The sequence below is a fragment of the Nocardioides campestrisoli genome (genome assembly GCF_013624435.2).
Lineage (GTDB): Bacteria > Actinomycetota > Actinomycetes > Propionibacteriales > Nocardioidaceae > Nocardioides > Nocardioides campestrisoli.
In genome coordinates this window covers 1,186,596-1,205,000 of the sequence record NZ_CP061768.1, presented here as the reverse complement: position 1 = coordinate 1,205,000, position 18,405 = coordinate 1,186,596, and the positions used below count along the sequence as shown (strand labels likewise).

17 protein-coding genes (1 of these 17 cut by a window edge) are annotated in these 18,405 nt (G+C 72.9%); 6 read left to right on the top strand and 11 right to left on the bottom strand.

Annotated elements, in window-relative coordinates; genetic code table 11:
• A protein-coding gene (gene ileS, locus H8838_RS05770; protein ID WP_185996460.1) for an isoleucine--tRNA ligase crosses the window boundary here: on the bottom strand, nucleotides 1-3,222 show its 5' portion. It extends 90 nt beyond the left edge of the window; the window shows 3,222 of its 3,312 coding nt (coding positions 1-3,222); its start codon is at nucleotides 3,220-3,222; the stop codon falls past the left edge of the window.
• Between the two features lie 354 nt (nucleotides 3,223-3,576).
• Here ileS and H8838_RS05765 point away from each other — a divergent pair, with 354 nt between their 5' ends.
• Nucleotides 3,577-4,125: a DinB family protein gene (locus tag H8838_RS05765; protein WP_219924229.1), complete on the top strand. Its 549-nt coding sequence runs from the start codon at nucleotides 3,577-3,579 to the stop codon at nucleotides 4,123-4,125.
• 30 nt (nucleotides 4,126-4,155) lie between these two features.
• Here the strand turns inward: H8838_RS05765 and H8838_RS05760 are convergent, their stop codons facing one another.
• Both H8838_RS05760 and H8838_RS05755 read right to left on the bottom strand, forming a co-directional pair.
• Complete coding sequence (locus H8838_RS05760) at nucleotides 4,156-4,599, bottom strand: hypothetical protein (RefSeq protein ID WP_224766412.1); 444 nt, start codon at nucleotides 4,597-4,599, stop codon at nucleotides 4,156-4,158.
• A complete protein-coding gene (locus H8838_RS05755; RefSeq protein ID WP_181311420.1) occupies nucleotides 4,596-5,006 on the bottom strand; it encodes a hypothetical protein in 411 nt (136 codons plus the stop codon). The genes H8838_RS05760 and H8838_RS05755 overlap by 4 nt, the downstream gene beginning before the upstream one ends.
• A 38-nt stretch (nucleotides 5,007-5,044) precedes the next feature.
• On the opposite strand from H8838_RS05755, the gene dapD reads away from it, so the two are divergent.
• Together dapD and H8838_RS05745 are read left to right on the top strand one after the other, a co-directional pair.
• A complete protein-coding gene (gene dapD / locus H8838_RS05750) occupies nucleotides 5,045-6,001 on the top strand; it encodes a 2,3,4,5-tetrahydropyridine-2,6-dicarboxylate N-succinyltransferase (protein ID WP_185996459.1) in 957 nt (318 codons plus the stop codon).
• Between the two features lie 13 nt (nucleotides 6,002-6,014).
• Nucleotides 6,015-6,986 carry a hypothetical protein gene (locus H8838_RS05745; protein WP_185996458.1) on the top strand — a complete coding sequence of 324 codons (972 nt, stop codon included), beginning with the start codon at nucleotides 6,015-6,017 and terminating at the stop codon, nucleotides 6,984-6,986.
• A gap of 36 nt (nucleotides 6,987-7,022) precedes the next feature.
• Here the strand turns inward: H8838_RS05745 and dapC are convergent, their stop codons facing one another.
• A complete protein-coding gene (dapC, locus tag H8838_RS05740; RefSeq protein ID WP_224766411.1) occupies nucleotides 7,023-8,252 on the bottom strand; it encodes a succinyldiaminopimelate transaminase in 1,230 nt (409 codons plus the stop codon).
• A 5-nt stretch (nucleotides 8,253-8,257) separates the two neighbouring features.
• Nucleotides 8,258-8,584 carry a ferredoxin gene (gene fdxA / locus H8838_RS05735; RefSeq protein WP_181311423.1) on the bottom strand — a complete coding sequence of 109 codons (327 nt, stop codon included), beginning with the start codon at nucleotides 8,582-8,584 and terminating at the stop codon, nucleotides 8,258-8,260.
• Nucleotides 8,585-8,666: 82 nt separating this feature from the next.
• Here fdxA and H8838_RS05730 point away from each other — a divergent pair, with 82 nt between their 5' ends.
• Together H8838_RS05730 and H8838_RS05725 are read left to right on the top strand one after the other, a co-directional pair.
• A complete protein-coding gene (locus H8838_RS05730) occupies nucleotides 8,667-9,674 on the top strand; it encodes a GNAT family N-acetyltransferase (RefSeq protein WP_191465651.1) in 1,008 nt (335 codons plus the stop codon).
• A 101-nt stretch (nucleotides 9,675-9,775) separates the two neighbouring features.
• Nucleotides 9,776-10,552: a ZIP family metal transporter gene (locus H8838_RS05725; protein WP_181311425.1), complete on the top strand. Its 777-nt coding sequence runs from the start codon at nucleotides 9,776-9,778 to the stop codon at nucleotides 10,550-10,552.
• On the opposite strand, the gene H8838_RS05720 is transcribed toward H8838_RS05725, so the two are convergent.
• From H8838_RS05720 to H8838_RS05695, 6 genes are read right to left on the bottom strand one after another with little or no spacing between them, the layout of a single operon-like run.
• Complete coding sequence (locus H8838_RS05720) at nucleotides 10,553-12,664, bottom strand: acyltransferase family protein (protein ID WP_185996456.1); 2,112 nt, start codon at nucleotides 12,662-12,664, stop codon at nucleotides 10,553-10,555. It abuts the gene before it with no gap.
• A gap of 27 nt (nucleotides 12,665-12,691) precedes the next feature.
• Entirely contained in the window at nucleotides 12,692-14,470 is a 1,779-nt protein-coding gene (locus H8838_RS05715) for a VanW family protein (protein ID WP_185996455.1), read from the bottom strand.
• A gap of 9 nt (nucleotides 14,471-14,479) precedes the next feature.
• Nucleotides 14,480-14,860, bottom strand: coding sequence for a DUF6113 family protein (locus tag H8838_RS05710; protein WP_185996454.1), 381 nt, complete (start codon nucleotides 14,858-14,860; stop codon nucleotides 14,480-14,482).
• A 4-nt stretch (nucleotides 14,861-14,864) separates the two neighbouring features.
• Entirely contained in the window at nucleotides 14,865-15,794 is a 930-nt protein-coding gene (gene mshB / locus H8838_RS05705; protein ID WP_185996453.1) for an N-acetyl-1-D-myo-inositol-2-amino-2-deoxy-alpha-D-glucopyranoside deacetylase, read from the bottom strand.
• Nucleotides 15,795-15,804: 10 nt separating this feature from the next.
• Nucleotides 15,805-16,122, bottom strand: a complete 318-nt coding sequence (locus H8838_RS05700) for a hypothetical protein (protein WP_224766410.1) — start codon at nucleotides 16,120-16,122, stop codon at nucleotides 15,805-15,807.
• Nucleotides 16,115-17,182, bottom strand: coding sequence for an NADP-dependent oxidoreductase (locus H8838_RS05695; protein ID WP_224766409.1), 1,068 nt, complete (start codon nucleotides 17,180-17,182; stop codon nucleotides 16,115-16,117). Before H8838_RS05695 ends, H8838_RS05700 begins: the two co-directional genes overlap by 8 nt.
• Nucleotides 17,183-17,205: 23 nt before the next feature.
• Here H8838_RS05695 and H8838_RS05690 point away from each other — a divergent pair, with 23 nt between their 5' ends.
• Entirely contained in the window at nucleotides 17,206-18,372 is a 1,167-nt protein-coding gene (locus H8838_RS05690) for a collagen-like triple helix repeat-containing protein (RefSeq protein WP_185996452.1), read from the top strand.
• Nucleotides 18,373-18,405 lie beyond the last annotated feature (33 nt).

Sequence of the window (18,405 nt, the reverse complement as noted above, 5' to 3'; positions counted from 1 at the left end):
CTGCTCGTGCGCCCGCGCTGCGTCCAGCACCGCCTGGGGACCGGAGACGGTCAGGGTGATCCGGTCCGAGACGTCGAGGCCGGCGTCCCGTCGGGCCTGCTGCACCGTGCGCACCAGGTCGCGGGCCAGGCCCTCCGCCTCGAGCTCGGGGGTGAGCGTCGTGTCCAGTACGACGAACCCGCCGCGCGGCAGCACCCCGGTCGCCGTCCCGCCGGAGGCGTCGCCGGCCACGGTCTCCAACGTGTACTCCCCCTCCTGCAGGGCGAGACCACCGGCGGTGACGGTGCCGTCGTCGGCCACCGACCAGTCACCGGACTTGGAGCCCTTGATCGCCCGCTGCACGTCCTTGCCGAGCCGGGGGCCCGCCACCCGGGCGTGCACGGTGAGGCGCTGCTCGACGGCGTACGCCGCAGCGTCAGCGTGGTCGGCCGCCAGCAGCGTGACCGACTTGAGGTTCAGCTCATCGGCCACGATCGACTCGAAGCCGGCCAGCGCCTCGGCGTCGGGCACCACCACGGTCAGCCCGGCCAGCGGCAGCCGGTTGCGCAGCCCGGCCGCCTTCCGCAGCGCCGAGCCCGCGGAGCAGACGTCCCGGACGGTGTCCATCGCGGCCACCAGCGCGTCGTCCGCCGGCAGCTCGTCGACCTCCGGCCAGTCGGCCAGGTGCACCGAGCGGCCGCCGGTCAGGCCCCGCCAGATCTCCTCGGTGGTCAGCGGCAACAGCGGTGCGGTGACCCGGCACAGCACCTCGAGCACGGTGTGCAGGGTGTCGAAGGCCGCCCGCGCGTTGTCGTCCACCGTGCCGTCGGCCACCCAGAACCGCTCGCGGGAGCGACGGATGTACCAGTTGGTGAGCACGTCGAGGAAGCTGCGCGTGGTCTCGCAGGCGTCCGCGATCGCGTAGGCGTCCAGCTGCTCGGTCATGGTGACGACGTACTGCCGGGTCTTGGCCAGCAGGTAGCGGTCCAGCGGGTCCCGCGAGGCGGTCGACCACTGGGCGTCGTACCCGCCCGGTTGCGCCGCGTTGGCGTACAGGCTGAAGAAGTACCAGCTGTTCCAGAGCGGGATCATCACCTGGCGCACACCGTCGCGGATGCCCTGCTCGGTGACCACCAGATTGCCGCCGCGCAGGATCGGGCTGGCCATCAGGAACCAGCGCATCGCGTCGGCGCCGTCGCGCTCGAAGACCTCGCTCACGTCGGGGTAGTTGCGCAGCGACTTGCTCATCTTGTTGCCGTCGGAGCCGAGCACGATCCCGTGGCTGATGCACGAGGAGAACGCCGGCTTGTCGAACAGCGCCGTGGCCAGCACGTGCAGCGTGTAGAACCAGCCGCGGGTCTGGCCGATGTACTCGACGATGAAGTCGCCCGGGAAGTGCCCCTTCTTCTCCGCGGTGCCGTCGAACCACTCCGCGTTCTCGAAGGGGTAGTGGTTCTGCGCGAACGACATCGCGCCGGAGTCGAACCACACGTCGAGCACGTCGGTGACGCGGCGCATCGTCGACTGCCCCTCCTCCGGCGTCCGCGGGTCGTCCGGGTTGGGCCGGACCAGGTCGTCGACGAACGGGCGGTGCAGGTTGGGCTCGCCGTCCGCACCTCGGGGCAGGCGGCCGAAGTCGCGCTCGATCTCCTCGAACGAGCCGTAGACGTCGATCCGCGGGTACGCCGGGTCGTCGCTCTTCCACACCGGCACCGGGCTGCCCCAGAACCGGTTGCGGGTGATCGACCAGTCGCGGGCGTTCTCCAGCCACTTGCCGAACTGGCCGTCCTTGATGTGCTCGGGCACCCAGCGGATCTGCTGGTTGAGCTCGACCATCCGGTCCTTGAACGCCGTCACCTCGACGAACCAGGAGGAGACGCCCTTGTAGATCAGCGGCTGCCGGCACCGCCAGCAGTGCGGGTAGGAGTGGTCGTAGGACTCGCGGCGCAGCAGCACCGTGCCGGGGGTCACCGACCCGCTCGGCTCGCCGCGCGTGGCGGCCTTGAGGTGGTCGATGATCTGCAGGTTGGCGTCGAAGACCTGCAGTCCCTCGTAGTCGGTGACGGGGAAGGTGAAGCGCCCGTCCTTGCCGACCGGCATCACCGCCTCGATCCCCTCGCGGTCGGTGACCACCTTGTCGTCCTCACCGAACGCGCCGGCGGTGTGCACCAGGCCGGTGCCGTCGGTGGTGGTGACGAACTCGGCCGGCACGAGCCGGAACGCGTTCTCGTGCCCCAGGTAGTAGGAGAACGGCGGGGTGTAGGTGCGGCCCACCAGGTCGGCGCCGCGGTAGCGACCCACCACGACCGGCTCGTCGCTCTCGGGGAAGAGCTCCCGCTTGTACGCCGCCAGGCGGGGCTCGGCGATCAGGTAGCGGGCGGTCCGGTCCGTGCCGGGCACGGGCCCCTCCACCACGACGTACTCGATCTCCTCGCCCACCATCACCGCGAGGTTGGAGGGCAGCGTCCAGGGGGTGGTGGTCCACACCAGCGCCAGCACGCCGTCGAGCGGGTCCTCGGCGTCGGCCGACAGCGAGGCGTCGCGCTCGAGACGGTAGCCGACGGTGACCGCCGGGTCCTGCCGGTTCTGGTAGACGTCGTCGTCCATCCGCAGCTCGTGGTTGGACAGCGGGGTCTCGTCGTTCCAGCAGTAGGGCAGCACCCGGAAGCCCTCGTAGACCAGGCCCTTCTCGTGCAGCTGCTTGAACGCCCAGATCACCGACTCCATGTAGTCGGGGTTGAGGGTCTTGTAGTCGTGGTCGAAGTCGACCCAGCGGGCCTGTCGGGTGACGTAGTCGCGCCACTCGTCGGTGTAGCGCAGCACCGAGGCGCGGGCGGCGTCGTTGAACTTCTCCACGCCCATGTCGTGGATCTCGTCGGTGGTCTTCAGGCCGAGCTGGCGCATCGCCTCGAGCTCGGCGGGCAGGCCATGGGTGTCCCAGCCGAACCGCCGCTCGACGCGCTTGCCGCGCATCGTCTGGTAGCGCGGGACGATGTCCTTGACGTAGCCGGTCAGCAGGTGGCCGTAGTGCGGCAGGCCGTTGGCGAACGGCGGGCCGTCGTAGAAGACGAACTCGTTTGCGCCGTCGGTGCCCGGGTCGCGCTGGTCCACCGAGGCGCGGAAGGTGTCGTCGGCGGCCCAGTAGGCCAGCACCGCTTCCTCGACCGCGGGAAAGCTCGGGTTGCCGGGCACGCCGGTGGCGGCCTCGCTGGTGCTGAGGTGGGAGACCTTCGGATAGGTCATCGGCGCTGCTCCTGCGGTTCGTCGTACGTGGCTGGGTCTCGGGCCACGAGGACGAACTCCCGTCTGGTGCCTGCCCGACTGTGACGCCTGCCGGAACCGGGGAGCCGCGGTACCACCTCGCTTGCCACCTGCGTCCGTCCGAGGACCGACGCGGGTGACCGCTTCATCGAGGGCTGTGTCGGGCCCACCCGTCCGGGTCTAGTGGGGCACTCCCCGGAGTGGGAGACCTGTTCTTCCGGAGGCTCGCCGCTGATGACGGCTCAGACGCCTGTCTCGATCTTATGCGCGGACACACCATGGTCGCCACATGGGTTCTGCGTCGGGCCGCGCCGGGCATCTGGTGGAATGTCCCCCATGACCGAGCGCAAGGCCACCGACATGTGGGTGGACCCCGAGCACGACCCACGCATCGTCGACGTGCCCGCGGTGGGTGAGAAGGCGATCCTGCTGGAGTACCTCGACCGCTACCGCACGACCATCGACCTCAAGTGCGACGGTCTGGACACCGAGCAGCTCGCCCGCCGCTCCGTCCCGCCGTCGACCATGTCGCTGCTCGGCCTCGTGCGTCACCTGGCCCGGGTCGAGCACCACTGGAACCGGCGCGTCCTGGAGGGCGACTGGGCACTGCCCCGCCTCTACGACACCGACGAGGTGCCGGACAACGACTTCGACGGGGCGGTCGCCGACGACGTCGTGCTGATCGAGGCCTGGGAGTCCTGGTTCCGTGAGCTCACGCACAGCCGCAAGCTGTTCCACGAGCTGGACCTCGACTCCACCGTCGAGTACCAGGGCCTGCCGGTCTCGGTGCGCGACGTGGTGCTGCACCTGCTCGAGGAGTACGCCCGGCACGCCGGTCACGCCGACCTGCTGCGCGAGGCGATCGACGGCCGCAAGGGCCAGTAGCCCGGCAGCACGGCCCGCGCACCGCACGGGTCAGCGCGTGGGCCGGGTCTCCGGCTCCACGTGCCGCAGCCACGCCAGGCCGACGAACGGCAGGACCAGCGGGACGAAGCCGTAGCCCTGGCCGAAGTGCGACCAGACGGTGGCGTCGGCGAAGAGGTCGGGGTCCAGGAAGGTCCAGGCCCCCACGCCCAGCACCCCGACCAGCTCGAACAGGCAGGCGGCCAGCGCCACCCGGAACGCCCGGCGGCCCGGGCGGCGGAAAGCCAGCGTGGCGACCAGGTAGACCGCCGCGGCGACCGCCGAGAGCAGGTAGGCGACCGGCGCCTCGTCGAGCTTGGTGACGATCTGGGCGAAGGCCCGCGCTCCGGCGGCGACCGCGAAGACGGCGTACGCCGCGATCAGCACCTGGCCGATCGCGCGCTGCCGGGCGGGAGCCTGCCGAGCCGGTCCGGACGCCACGTCGGGGCTGCTCACCAGGTCTGCTGGAGCCGGACCACCAGCACCAGCAGCGCGATCGCCGTCACCGCCACCACCGCGAGGTGCGCCGGCTCGGGCTCGGACTCCTCGACCGGGTCGGCCGCCCGAGTCGAGGCATCCGCCTCCTGGCCCGGGACCTGGAGGTCGGGCCGGCGATTCAGCAGGATCACCGGGAGACCCACGGCTGCCACCGCGTAGCCCACGTGCGTCACCAGGGAGTCCACCTCGTGCCCCTGCAAGAGGGTGACCACGTCGAGCAGCACCACGACCGCGGCGGCCCCTTGACCGGCGATCATGAACCGGCGGACGACGGGGTCCAGCCCCGGGAGCTTGAGGGCGACCAGGGCCAGCAGGGCGACGAATCCCAGGAAGGCGGCGACACCGTAGGACAGAGCGGGGGACACGACCCCGAGGGTATCGAGCGCACCCGTAGGCTTGGCGGGTGACCTCGACTGACACCTCCGACCGCACCGCCTGGGGCTACGGCCTCGTCTCCCGGGACTCCTCCGACACCGTGCTCGACGTGTGGTTCCCCCGACCCGCGCTCGGCGCCCGCGACGGCAGCGGGGCACCGGCCGAGCTGGCGGTCCTCGAGGGCCACGACGAGCTGCGCGGGGTCTCCCGCACGGTCGAGCTGGTGGAGATCGCCGACCTGTCGGCCGCCCCGGCCACCACCCAGGACGTCTGGCTGCGCCTGCACCTGCTCTCGGCCCGCCTCGTGACGCCGCGGAGCATCTCCATGGACGGTGTCTTCGGCCTGCTCACCAACGTGGTCTGGACCTCCGCCGGCCCGTGCGCCGTGGAGGGCTTCGAGACCGTCCGGGCCCGGCTGCGGGCCGCCGGGCAGCACGTCACCGTGTTCGGGGTCGACAAGTTCCCGCGGATGGTCGACTACGTCGTGCCCAGCGGCGTGCGGATCGCCGAGGCGGACCGGGTCCGGCTCGGCGCCCACCTGGCCAGCGGGACCACCGTGATGCACGAGGGCTTCGTCAACTTCAACGCCGGCACCCTGGGCGCCTCCATGGTCGAGGGCCGGATCTCGGGCGGGGTCGTGGTCGGCGACGGCTCCGACATCGGCGGGGGCGCCTCGATCATGGGCACCCTCTCGGGCGGCGGCAAGGAGGTCATCTCGGTCGGGGAGCGCTGCCTGGTCGGCGCCAACGCGGGGATCGGCATCTCGCTCGGCGACGACTGCGTGGTCGAGGCCGGCTGCTACGTCACCGCCGGGACCAAGGTGACCGTGCTCGAGGGCGACACCTCGCGGCTGGTCAAGGCCTCCGAGCTCTCGGGGGCCAGCAACGTGCTCTTCCGCCGCAACTCGGTCACCGGCGCCGTCGAGGCCGCGCCGTGGAAGGGCCAGGGCATCGCGCTCAACGAGGCCCTGCACGCCAACGACTGAGGGACGGCTCCGCATGGGTTCAGGCCTCCGGGTCGTGCGCTGGGCGGTCGCCGCATTCGTCGCCGTCGCGCTCTTCCTGGCCATCGGCATCGTCTTCGACCGCGGGGTCGGGCCGCTGCTGGCCAAGGACGAGTGCGTCGCCGAGGTGGACGGGCACACGGTGCGCCTCTCGCCGGAGCAGGCGGAGAACGCGGCGCTGATCGCCGCGGTCGCCGAGCGTCGCGGGCTGCCCGCGCGAGCCGTCTCGATCGCCCTGGCCACGGCGTACCAGGAGTCGAAGATCCTCAACATCGAGCACGGCGACCGGGACTCGCTCGGGCTCTTCCAGCAGCGGCCCTCCCAGGGCTGGGGCACCCCCGAGCAGGTGCTCGACCCCTACTTCGCCGCCAACGCGTTCTACGACGCCCTGGAGAAGGTCGGTGACTACCGGACGCTGGAGATCACCGTCGCCGCCCAGGAGGTGCAGCGCTCGGCCTACCCCGATGCGTACGCCGACCACGAGGCCGACGCCCGGGTGCTGGCCTCGGCGCTGACCGGCAACTCCCCCGAGGCCTTCACCTGCACGGGGCAGGACGTCCCGGACACCGCCCCGGCGGCGCTGACCGAGACCGGGCTGACCGAGCGGGCCGACCGGGTACGCCGGGAGCTGGAGCTCGCCTTCGGCCCCCAGTCACTGGGCGGCTTCGCCCCCGGTGGGGTCGGCGATGGCCACATGGCCGGCTCCGCCCACTACGCGGGTCGGGCGGTCGACGTCTTCTTCCGGCCGGTGAACCAGGAGAACCGTCGCCGCGGGTGGGCGGTCGCGCACTACCTGGTCGCGCACGCCTCGCGGCTCGACGTCCAGACCGTCATCTTCGACGACCGGATCTGGCAGGCCAGGCGCGCCGACGACGGCTGGCGCGACTACCGGGTGCCGCGCTCCTCCAGCGGCGACCGGGAGATCCTCGAGCACCGCGACCACGTGCACGTCGACGTGTTCGAGTGACCTCTCCCCCGCCGGGCACTCCGGCCAGCGAGGCGCTCAGGTGAGGCGCTCGACCGCCGCCGCGACCCGCTCGTCGGTCGCGGTGAAGGCGACCCGCACGTGCTGGGCACCGGCCGCGCCGTAGAACGAGCCGGGGGCGACCAGGATCCCGCGCTCGGCGAGCCAGGAGACGGTCTCCCAGCAGTCCTCGCCGCGGGTCGCCCACAGGTAGAGGCTGGCCTCGCTGTGGTCGATCCGGAACCCGGCGCTCTCCAGCGCCCCGCGCAGCGCGGCGCGGCGCACGGCGTACCGGGCGTGCTGCTCGGCCACGTGGGCGTCGTCGGCGAGCACGGACGCCATCACCCGCTGCTGGGGCTCGGGCATCATCAGCCCGAGGTTCTTGCGCACCGCCAGCAGCTCGGCGACCACCGCGGGGTCGCCGGCGACGAACGCGCAGCGGTAGCCCGCCAGGTTGGACCGCTTCGAGAGCGAGTGCACGGTGAGGATGCCCTCGGTGCTGCCGCCGCAGACGTCCGGGTGCAGCACGCTGACCGGAGGGTTCTCCGGGTCCCAGCCGCACTCCAGGTAGCACTCGTCGGAGACCAGCAGGGTGCCGCGCTCACGGCACCACTCGACCACCTTGCGCAGGTGCTCGACCGGCAGCACCCTGCCGGTGGGGTTGGACGGGCTGTTGAGCCAGAGCAGGCGCGGGGTCCGCGGCCCCAGCGCGGTGAGGCTGTCGGTAGCCACGATCTCGGCGCCCACCAGCGCGGCACCCACCTCGTACGTCGGGTAGGCCAGTGCGGGCTGGACGATCAGGTCGCCGGGGCCCAGCCCGAGCTGCAGGGGCAGCGCGCCGATCAGCTCCTTGGAGCCGACCGCGGGCAGCACCCCGTCCAGTCCGACGCCGGTCACGCCGAAGGAGCGGGCGAGCCAGTCCACGACGGCCTGCCGGGTCTCGACGCGGCCGATGGTGACCGGATAGCCCGGCGCGTCCGCGGCGTCGGCGAGCGCATGCTGCGCTACCTCCGGCGTCGGGTCGACCGGCGTCCCGATGGACAGGTCCACCAGGCCGCCCGCGTGCGCGCGCGCTGTCGCGGCGTACGAGGTGAGCCGGTCCCAGGGGAAGTCGGGGAGGCGCTGGGAGACCTTGGTCTCGAGACGGCGCTGGCGCGCCTCCTCGACCGACGGAGCTCCAGGCTGGCGCGCCTCCTCGACCGACGGAGCACCAGCCTGGGGCGCCTCCTCGACCACCTGGCCTCGAGGAAGCGGCCTCTCCTCGGGCACCGGGGTCAGTGGTCCTGGTTCTGCGGCTCGAGGGCGGCGATCATCGGGTGGTCCTTCTCGATGACGCCCATCTTCGCGGCGCCGCCCGGAGAGCCCAGGTCGTCGAAGAAGTGCACGTTCGCGTCGTAGTACTCCTTCCACTCCTCCGGGGTGTCGTCCTCGTAGAAGATCGCCTCGACCGGGCAGACCGGCTCGCAGGCGCCGCAGTCGACGCACTCGTCGGGGTGGATGTAGAGCATCCGCTTGCCCTCGTAGATGCAGTCGACGGGACACTCGTCGACGCACGCGCGGTCCTTGACGTCGACACACGGCTGGGCGATGACGTAGGTCACCGGGACCTCCTGGGCATGGGAGCGGATGTTCGAGGCACCAGCCTAGTATCCCTGGGTGTCCTCGTCCCGCGAGCCCCATCCTTTGGGCGATGTCCCCTCCGAGATCGGTCCCCCCGAGCCGGACTCCGACGCCGAGGCGCGGCCCGGCGCGCACATGCTCGGCCCGCACGTGATCGGCCAGCGCGTGGTGGTGCGGCGACTGCTGCCCGGTCAGACCGGACCCACCGGCGGTCCGGCGATGACCGACGTGCTGGGCACCTGCCGGTCCTGGGCCGACGGGGTCTGCGAGATCGAGCGCGCCGACGGCTCCGTCGTGGCGATCGAGGTGGCCACCATCGTCTCGGGCAAGCCGGTGCCGCCGCGGCCCTCGGTGCGGCACCGGGTCGGGGTCCGCGAGGCGGAGCTGCGCACCGCGTCGCTGTGGGCGGACGTGCACCTCGAACCGCTGGGTGAGTGGGTGCTGCGCACGCAGCCCTCCCCCGTCGGCCGAGCGCCGCAGCGGGCCAACTCCTGCCTGACCGTCGGCGACCCGGGTCTCGACCTGGACGACGCGCTGGCCGAGGTCGAGGCGTTCTACACCGCCCGCGACCGCCGGGTCCTGGCTCACGTGGAGGCCGGGTCGTCGGTCGAGGCCGCGCTCCGCGAGCGCGGCTGGGGCGCCGTGCCGGACGGGTCGGGGCCGGCCCTCTTCCTGCTCGCCGGGACCTCCCGGGCGTTGCGGGCGGCCCGCGCCTCCGCTCCTGCCGGCGAGACCGGCGGACCGGGTGAGACCGGCGAGACGGTGGTCGAGGCCCCCGAGGGGGCGCGGGTCTCGGTCTCCCTGGCCGGCGGCGCCGCCCGGGGCCGTGCCGCGCTGACCGACGGATGGCTCGGCCTGCACGACCTGTACGTCGACCCGGACCGCCGGCGCACCGGGCTGGCCCGGCACGTGGTCGCCCGGCTGCTGGAGTGGGGTGCTGAGCAGGGAGCCACGACGGCCTGGCTGCACGTGGAGGTGGCCAACGCCGCGGCGCGCTCCCTCTACGAGTCGCTCGGGTTCACCGCGCACCACGAGATGACCTACCTGACCACGCCTGCCCGACCTGCCTGACCTGCCTGACCTGCCCGACCTGCCCGACCTGCCAGGCCCGGCCTCCGGTGCCTGGACGGACCAAGGCACATGGGTTGTGGACCGCGGGGTACTCCCGGCTCGTGCTCGAGTCCTTGTTGTTCGGCGCCATCGCGTCCGCCGCCCTCGTGCTGGGGGCCCTCATCGGAGGGTGGGTGCAGCTGCCCAAGCGGCTGCTGGCCGCCATGCTGGCATTCGCCGCCGGCGCCCTGATCACCGCGCTCGCGTTCGAGCTCTTCGAGGACTCCTACGAGCAGGGCGGCCTGTGGCGTGCCGCCCTGGGCCTGCTCGCGGGCGCGGTCGTCTTCACCTTCGTCAGCCAGTGGCTGGACCGCCGCGCGGAGGCCGGGGCACCGGAGGACCACGGCAGCAGCAAGCTCGACGCGGACGCTCCCGCGTCCGACGCGGCCGCGTCCCAAGCCTCCCGGGGCGGTGCCGCCGGCCTCGCCCTGCTGGCGGCGGTCACCCTCGACGGCGTCCCGGAGAACGTGGCGCTCGGTGTCTCCCTGGGTGAGGGCACGGGCGGGCTGGCGCTGCTGGCGGCGATCTTCGTCTCGAACTTCCCCGAGGCGCTGGTGGGTAGCGCTTCCATGCGCGCCCAGGGGCGCTCGCAGGCGTTCGTGGTCGGCACCTGGACCGTGTGCGCGCTGCTGCTCACCGCGGCGGTCGTCGTGGGTGCTGGACCGCTCGCCGCCGCCGAGGGCCACACCCTCTCGCTGCCGCTGGCCTTCGCCGCCGGAGCGGTGCTCGCCTCGCTGGCGGACACGCTGATGCCCGAGGCCTACGAGCAGGGCGGTCCTGTCGTGGCGCTCAGCACGGCCGCCGGCTTCGTGCTCTCGTTCTACCTGGCGACGCTCTGACTACCTGCGCCCGCCCAGGAACCCGGTCTCCACGAGCCGCTCCCAGATGTCGTCGCGGTGCTGCTCGAGGTAGGTCGCGGTGACGTGGTCGGCGTTGCGCCAGACCACCTGGCCGTCGATGATCGGGCGGCACGTGGGGTGGTCGGGGCAGATCACCGGGTTGAGGTCGAGCGTGGCGGCGGAGTCGCGGTCCCCGGCTGCGACCTTGTAGTAGGCGTCGGAGAGCGGCCGGTCCTGGGGCGGCACCACCACGCACTCGGCCTGGGTCCGGGCCCGGGCGAGGCAGTCCAGCGGGTCCGAGCGGCCGGCGCCCCAGCCCTCGGTGCCCATCATCCCCTTCACCATCACCGCGCGCGCTCCGGCCTCCTCCACGAGCTCGACGGTGCGCTGCACCGCCCGCCCGAAGGCCTGCGGCAGCTTCACCGGCTCGCCGTCGTAGCCGACCAGCGACTCGCCGACCCCGGTGCCTCGCGGAGCGTTGACCAGCACCACCAGGTCGGCGTCCAGCTGCGGCAGGGTCCGGTTGTAGAAGCCCTGCCTCGACTCCAGGCAGCGGTCCCGGTTGGCGCCCCGGGCCTTCGTGCTGACCAGGCCGTGCGGCCACGGGCAGGCCGGCACCACGTTGGCCGAGAGCCGGAAGCCGCGCTCGCGGGCCAGGGTGGTGAAGGCGGGCGTGAGCATCCGCGCGTGGCTGTCACCGACGAGCACGACGTGCGGCCCGTCGCCGTCGACGACCAGGCAGGCCTCGGGGTCCTCGGGCCGGCAGCGGGTGACGGCCGGGCCGCGGTCCTTGCCGATGGCCCGGAAGTCCAGCCCTCGCGGCACCGGTCGCTGCAGCTGCTGGGCCAGCTCGTCGCCGGCCTGGGCCCGCTCGGAGACCACCGAGGCGGCGGCCGACTGCGCGGCCGCGGCCACCATCGGCGTCCGCTCGCTGTCCATCACCGGGGGCACCACGACCACGGCCGCCACCACGCTGACGGCCACCCCGGCGCCCACGACCGGCCAGTGGAAGCCGTCCAGGCGCTTCCCGCTGCGGATGGGGGTCTCCAGGAACCGGTGGGAGACCGAGGCCAGTCCGATCGTGAGCGGCACCGTGAGCACCGCCACCACCAGGCCGGGGGCCTCGAGCATCCGCTCCAGGACCACGATGATCGGCCAGTGCCACAGGTACATCCCGTACGAGATGGTGCCCAGGTAGGCCATCGAGGGCAGCGCGAGGAACCGGGCCACCGGCGTGCTCGGGGCGGTGTAGGCGCCGGCGATGAGGGCCAGCGAGAGCACCGTGGCCAGCAGGTTCCGGTTGCTCACCGTCATCGGGACCAGCTCGGTGCCGAAGACCAGGAACCCGGCAGCCCCGCTCCACGCCAGGACGCGGCCGGCCCGGGGCCAGCTCACCCGGCCCGCGTCGTCACGGGCACGGGAGTACTCCCGCAGCGCCACCGCCAGCGCCACGCCGGCGAGGAGCTGGAAGAGCCGGGTGTCGGTGCCGAAGTAGGCGCGCATCGGGTCGACCCGGGCGAGCAGCACCTGGGCCGTCACCGAGGCGGCGATCAGCAGGACGACCACGCCCAGCAGCAGCTCGGGGCGGCGACGGCCCCAGCGGTACCAGGCGATCACCAGCAGCGGGAAGAAGATGTAGTACTGCTCCTCCACCGAGAGCGACCAGAAGTGCATGAACGGCGACTCGCGGATGTCGCCGGCGAAGTAGTCGGCCCCGTCGGCGATGAACTGCCAGTTGGCCAGGTAGACCAGCGCCGACTGCGCCTGCCGGACCAGCTCGAACCGCTCCGGCTGAGAGGCCAGCACCAGGAAGAGGCCGCAGGTGAGCACGATCGTGGCGACCGCGGCCGGCAGCAGCCGCCGTACCCGCCGGGCGTAGTAGGCGCCGAGCCGGAGCCGGCCCTTGGCGTCCACCTCTCCCAGGACCACGTTGGTCACGACGAACCCGGAGAGCACGAAGAACATGTCCAGCACGATGAAGCTGGAGGAGAAGCCCGTGACCTGGGCGTGGAAGAAGATGATGACGAGGGCGCCGAAGGCGCGCATCCCGTCGAGCTCGGGCCGGTAGGACCACGTCGGAGGAACAGGGCGGTGAGTCTTGGGCTGGCTCATCGCCACCCGACCCTATGCAACGACCGGTCAGTCGTCACCGGGCGGCTGGCAGACCACCGTGTCGGAGGGGGTGTAGGTGGTGGTGAAGGTCTCCGACTTGACCACCTTGTTCGAGCCCGGCCGGCGGAAGATCCGCTTCACGTCCACCGTGAAGCCGCCGTACCCGCTGTTGGGGTAGCAGTCCGGCGTGGACAGCGTCCGGGTCTCCGGCGCGGTGAAGGCGTACCGGCCGCTGGTGGTCGAGGTGATGTCCCAGACCTTCGTCGACCACATGCTCACCGTCACCTGGCCCTGTCCCCCGGGCGTGCTCGGGGTGACCTTGGCGTCGATCAGCACGCCGTGGTCGGTGTCGTTGCGGAACCGCAGGTCGATCGCTCCCCAGGCCACCGTCGCCTCGCGACCCACCGGGTAGCGGTCGATGTAGAAGGAGTGGGGCTTGTGCTCCACGTCCTCCAGGCCGGCGAAGAACATCGCGTTGAAGACCGTGGTGGCCATCTGCGAGACCCCGCCGCCCAGGTCCTCCTTGAAGATCCCGTCGGCGATGATGAATCCCTCGGTGAAGCCGTTGGCCCGGGTGCGCTCCCCCACCGTGTCGTTGAGCGAGAACGTCTCGCCGGGCTTGAGCACGGTGCCGTCGATCAGCTCCGCGGCCCGGCCCAGGTTGACGTTGCGGTAGTCGGCGTGCGGGTAGTAGGTGGAGAACGAGGAGACCTTCTCCTTGATCCCGAGCGCCTCGGCGTCCTCGGTGCGGAAGTCCGCGCGGGCCACGGTCGCGGTCACCTCGAGCTCACGCTCGCCGGCGGGCGCGGCGACCAGGTCCAGGAAGGCGTCGTTGACCTCCTCCTGGTCGAAGGTGGCGCCGGGTTTGTCCGGGACGACCTGCGGGCGGCCGTTCACCAGCCGCACCGTCGCCTCGACCGGCCCCCCGTCGGCGCCGAGCGTGCTGGCCAGGAGGTCGGCGAGCCGCTCCTCGTCGAGCGTGGGCTCCAGCGCGCCGTCGACGGGCTCCAGGGAGAGCACCCGGGTGTACTGCGCAGGGGTCAGGGTGACGGTGGTGTCGTCGAAGGTCAGGCTCACCGGGGCCGACACCGCCGGGTTGGCGAACGAGTCGAGCGCCTGCTGCACGTCGGTCTCGTCGATCTCCGGCTGGAGGTCCTCGACCTCCAGCTCGGCGCGGGAGTCCTCGGAGAGGTACGCCGCGACCAGCGCGTCGCGGCCGCTCTCGGGCTCGATCCCCTGCCCGATCCTGGGCGAGCGCACCTTCACCTCGCCGTCGACCAGGCGCACCGCGCCCTCGCGGGGCGCCGTGCCCAGGTCGTCCTGGAGCTGCGCGAGCAGCTCGGTGACCGTGGGCTCGTCGACGTCGACCACCGCGTCGTGGTCCTTCCCGCCGGTGAAGTAGTCCCACAGCCTGGCCGGGGACCAGGAGCGGCCCCCGCCGGCCTGGTCCACCGAGGCGGAGTAGTCGACCGAGAGGCCTGCCTGGTCGGGGCTGACCGACTGCTCCTCGCCCTCGACCTCGACCGTCAGCGGCGCCTCGACCCGGTCGGCGAGCCCGCTCTCCAGCGTCTCGACCGCCTCCTGCGGCGACTGGCCGCCGACCTCCACCCCGGAGACGGTGGTGCCGCGCGGCACCTTGTCCCCCGCGACCTGGTAAGCGGCGGCGTACGCGCCGCTGCCCAGGACCAGGAGGCCGACCAGCAGGAGCAGGACGACCCGGCCACCGGCCTTCTCGTCAGGCGCGGTGCCGTCGGGAGCGGTGCCGTCGGGCTCGAGGGCCTCGGGCTCGGACTTCGACGTAGACACGCCAGGAGTCTAGGAGGACCGACCCACTTCGTCGCGATCGGCGAGCCGGGAGTGGAACGGGTCACGCCTCGCGCGCCTTCTCGGCAGGGTGAGGACCACCCAGCCGGCCGCCACCAGGACGGTGACCAGCAGCAGGTAGCCCTGCGTGCTCGCGGCGATCAGGTAGTCGCCCTCCGGGCGGGGATAGAGCGCCAGCCCGATCCCGACCCCCCAACCGGCGGCGAAGCCCGCGCGCGCCAGGCTCGGGCCCAACGCCGACAGCACGGCCAGCAGCGCGGCCCAGGCCAGCGCCAGCCCCCACCACCGGCCGTGCACCAGCGCCCCGGCCAGCCCCGCGAGCGTCCCGGCGACCAGCACGGCCGCGACGCCCAGGACTCGGGCCGCCCTCACCGGGTCACAGTCCGGCGAAGAGGTCGGTCTCCAGGCCCTCGGGGCCCAGAGGTCCCTGGGTCCCCTTGGCGAGGCGGTAGAACTCCTGGCCCCACGCCGGGGCGCCGACGTTGTTGGAGAGCGCGAAGAACGGGCCGTCGGTGGTGATCTGGGTGGCGTGGGCGCGCATCGCGGCCATCTTGGCCTCGAAGAAGTCCGTGGCCTCGACCATGGCGGAGAGGTCCTCGTCCGCGGTGACGAAGTGCGGCAGCGGGCCGTCCGGGTCCATCCCCTCGAAGGTCGTGGTGTCCCCGGCGTCGCGCAGCGCGCGGAGCCCGGCCCGCATCCGGGACTCCGACATCGCCCCCCAGTAGATCTTCGCCACGTCGTGGGCCGGGCCGAGGTCGCGCCGGTAGGAGGGCACGGCCGCCAGGGCCGCGCCGTACGTGGCGACCCGGTGCGCCTGGATGTGGTCGGGGTGGCCGTAGCCGCCGAACTCGTCGTAGGTGACCAGCACCTGCGGCCGCACCTCCCGGATGATCGCCACCAAGTGGGTGGCCGCCTCGGTGAGGTCCGCGCGCCAGAACGCGTTCTCGTGCACCTCGTCGGCGGGGATCGCGTGCCCGTCCGGGTGCCACTTCATCCCGGAGTCGCGGTAGGCGCCGAAGCCGCCGAGGTAGCGGTGGTCGGTGACGCCGAGCGCCGCCATGGCGTCCGCCAGCTCGCCGCGGCGGTGCTCCCCGAGCGTGTCGTCGCGGTCGGCGGCCAGGTGCTCGAGCTCGGGCACCAGGATCTCGCCCTGCTCACCGGCGGTGCAGGTCACCAGGGTGACGCCGCGGCCCTCGGCGGCGTACTTGGCCATCGTCGCGCCGTTGCCGATCGTCTCGTCGTCGGGATGGGCGTGCACCAGCAGGAGACGCTGCGCGGGCTGGGAGGAATCGGACGAGGCACTCATGGCTGCGAGCCTAGTCGGGCCCCGCGCGGCCCTCCCGCTTGATCCGGCGCGGCTCGGTCGGCAGGGTGAGCGGAGGCAGGGCCGGCGGGACCGGCTCGCCCTCGTCGAGCCAGCCGTCGTGCTCCTCGACCACGAGCTCGAGCACGAACGCCGGGGCGTCGCTCGTCACCGCCCAGGGGTGGTCCTCGTCGTCGTCCTCCCCGGCCAGCCGCTCACGCTCGACGCTCGCCGACCAGCCCTCGCGCAGCAGCCGGGCCGCGGCCGCACGCGCGTCGTCCTCGTCGAAGAAGACCGCGCGCGGCGTGCCGGCGTCCGCGGGCTCAGGCACGGGTCGGGTCATCGCCCACCTGCACCAGCACCTTGCCGAAGTTGCGGCCCGCGAGCATCCCGCGGAACGCCTCCGGCGCGTTCTCCAGGCCGCGGGTGACGTCCTCGCGGTAGCGCACCGAGCCGTCCGCGATCCAGCCCGCCATCTCCTGCTGGAACTGCGCCTCGTGCTCGGCGACGAACTCGTCCTGGATGAACCCGCGCACCGTCAAGCTCAGGCTGAGCACCTTGCCCATGAAGCCGGGCAGCCGGTCCGGGCCCTGCGGCGCCTCGGTCGCGTTGTAGTTGGCGACCAGTCCGCAGACCGGGATCCGGGCGAACTTGTTGAGCCGCCGGGCCACCTCCTCGAACACGTGGCCGCCGACGTTCTCGAAGTAGACGTCGATCCCGTCGGGGGTGGCGGCGCGCAGGTCCTCGCGGAAGGTCGGCGAGCGGTGGTCGACCGCGGCGTCGAAGCCGAACTCCTCCACCAGCGCCCGGCACTTCTCCGGGCCGCCGGCGATGCCCACGGCGCGGGCGCCCTTGACCCGGGCGATCTGGCCGACCGCGGAGCCGACCGGCCCGGTCGCCGCAGCGACCGCGACGGTCTCGCCGGGCTGGGGTCGGCCGATCTGCAGGAGGCCGGCGTACGCGGTGAACCCGGGCATCCCGAGCACGCCGACGGCGGTGGAGACCGGGGCGGCAGCCGGGTCGAGGCTCCGCATGTGCCGCGCGTCGGCCACCGCGTAGGTCTGCCAGCCGGTGTAGGCCAGGACCAGGTCGCCGACCGCGCGGCGCTCCGAGCGCGACTCCACGACCTCGCAGACGGTCGCGCCCTGCATCACGTCGCCGACCTGCCACGGGGCGGCGTACGACTTGGCCTCGCTCATCCGGCCACGCATGTAGGGGTCCAGGGAGAGGTAGACGGTGCGCAGCAGCACCTGGCCCTCCTCGAGCGCCGGCACGTCGGCGTCGACGAGCTCGAAGACGGAGTCGTCGGGCTCGCCGACGGGACGCGCAGCCATCCGCACCTGGGTGCTGCGCCGGGACGTGGACTGGGTCGTGTCTGCGCTCTGGGTCACGTGGCGAGACTACGGTGGCGGTCATGGCGAGACCAGCAGCACCAGGAGCGCCGGGGGAACCAGGAGAACGAGGGGAACCGGGGACACCGGGGGCGCCGCAGGAGTGGCAGGCCGGCGGCCTCACCCTGCGCCGGACCGAGGAGAACCTCGCCGAGATCGACGAGCTCGCGCAGGTGCTGGGCGGCCGCGCCGGCCTCGGGGAGCTGCTCGGAGACCTCAGGTTCCAGGCCCGCCGCTCGCTGCCTGGCCGGCTGCTCGGCCGGGCGGTCGACCGGGCGATCGCCTTCGACTCCTACGACCAGCGCGACCGGGTCTGGTGGCCGCAGGGGGTGACGACCTCCGCGGACGCCTCCGACTCCGAGCTGGTCGCGGGTCGCCGGGTGCTGGTCACCTCCTGGTACGCCAAGCCCGTGGACGGCGTCCACCGCGGGTCGCGGCTGACCTTCCTGGACCTGGAGACGCTGCGCTACCGGCACGTCCTGCTGGTCGACGTACGTCGTGGCTCCGAGGGGGCGCTGGAGCTCTCCGGGGTGCGGATCCACGCGGGCGGAGTGGTCTGGGCCGGCCCCTACCTGCACGTCGCCGCCACCGGGCGCGGGTTCCTCACCTTCCACCTCGACGACCTCATGCGCGTGCCGGGCGACAACGAGCGGCCCGACGAGATCGGGATCGAGGACCGCGGCGTCGCCTCCTTCGGCCACCACCACGTGCTGCCGGTCCGGTCGGCCTACCGGGCCGAGGCCGAGGAGGGGCACGAGCGGCTGCGCTACTCGTTCCTCTCCCTGGACCGCTCCTCCGCCCCGCCGGCGCTGGTCGTCGGGGAGTACGGCCGTGGACGGCAGACCACCCGGCTGGCCCGGGTGGAGCTCGACCCGGCGACGTGGCTCCCGGCGCTCGGGGCGCAGGACGCCGCCCTCCCCCTGCTGCACCGCGCCGCCGGGCCGCGGGGGATGCAGGGGGTGGTGGTGGCCCGCGGCCGGCACCACGTGAGCGTCTCCAGGGGCCCGTGGACTCCCGGCTCGCTCCACACCGGCACGCCGGGGGCGCTGCGCGAGCACCGCTGGGCGCTGCCGATGGGTCCCGAGGACCTCGCCTACTGGCCCTCGACGGACCGGCTGTGGACGGTCACCGAGCACCCCCACCGGCGCTGGCTGGTCTCCGTGCCGCGCGCCCGGCTCGACCCGGCCTGACCCTGCCTGGCCCGACGGCCTGACTCGACCGGG

Bases quoted from the DNA above. Each gene is read 5' to 3' on its own strand.
- H8838_RS05765 (WP_219924229.1), top strand. From the start codon at position 3,577: ATGACCGAGCGCAAGGCCACCGACATGTGGGTGGACCCCGAGCACGAC.
- H8838_RS05745 (WP_185996458.1), top strand. From the start codon at position 6,015: ATGGGTTCAGGCCTCCGGGTCGTGCGCTGGGCGGTCGCCGCATTCGTC.
- H8838_RS05720 (WP_185996456.1), bottom strand. From the start codon at position 12,664: ATGAGCCAGCCCAAGACTCACCGCCCTGTTCCTCCGACGTGGTCCTAC.
- mshB (WP_185996453.1), bottom strand. From the start codon at position 15,794: ATGAGTGCCTCGTCCGATTCCTCCCAGCCCGCGCAGCGTCTCCTGCTG.
- H8838_RS05690 (WP_185996452.1), top strand. From the start codon at position 17,206: ATGGCGAGACCAGCAGCACCAGGAGCGCCGGGGGAACCAGGAGAACGA.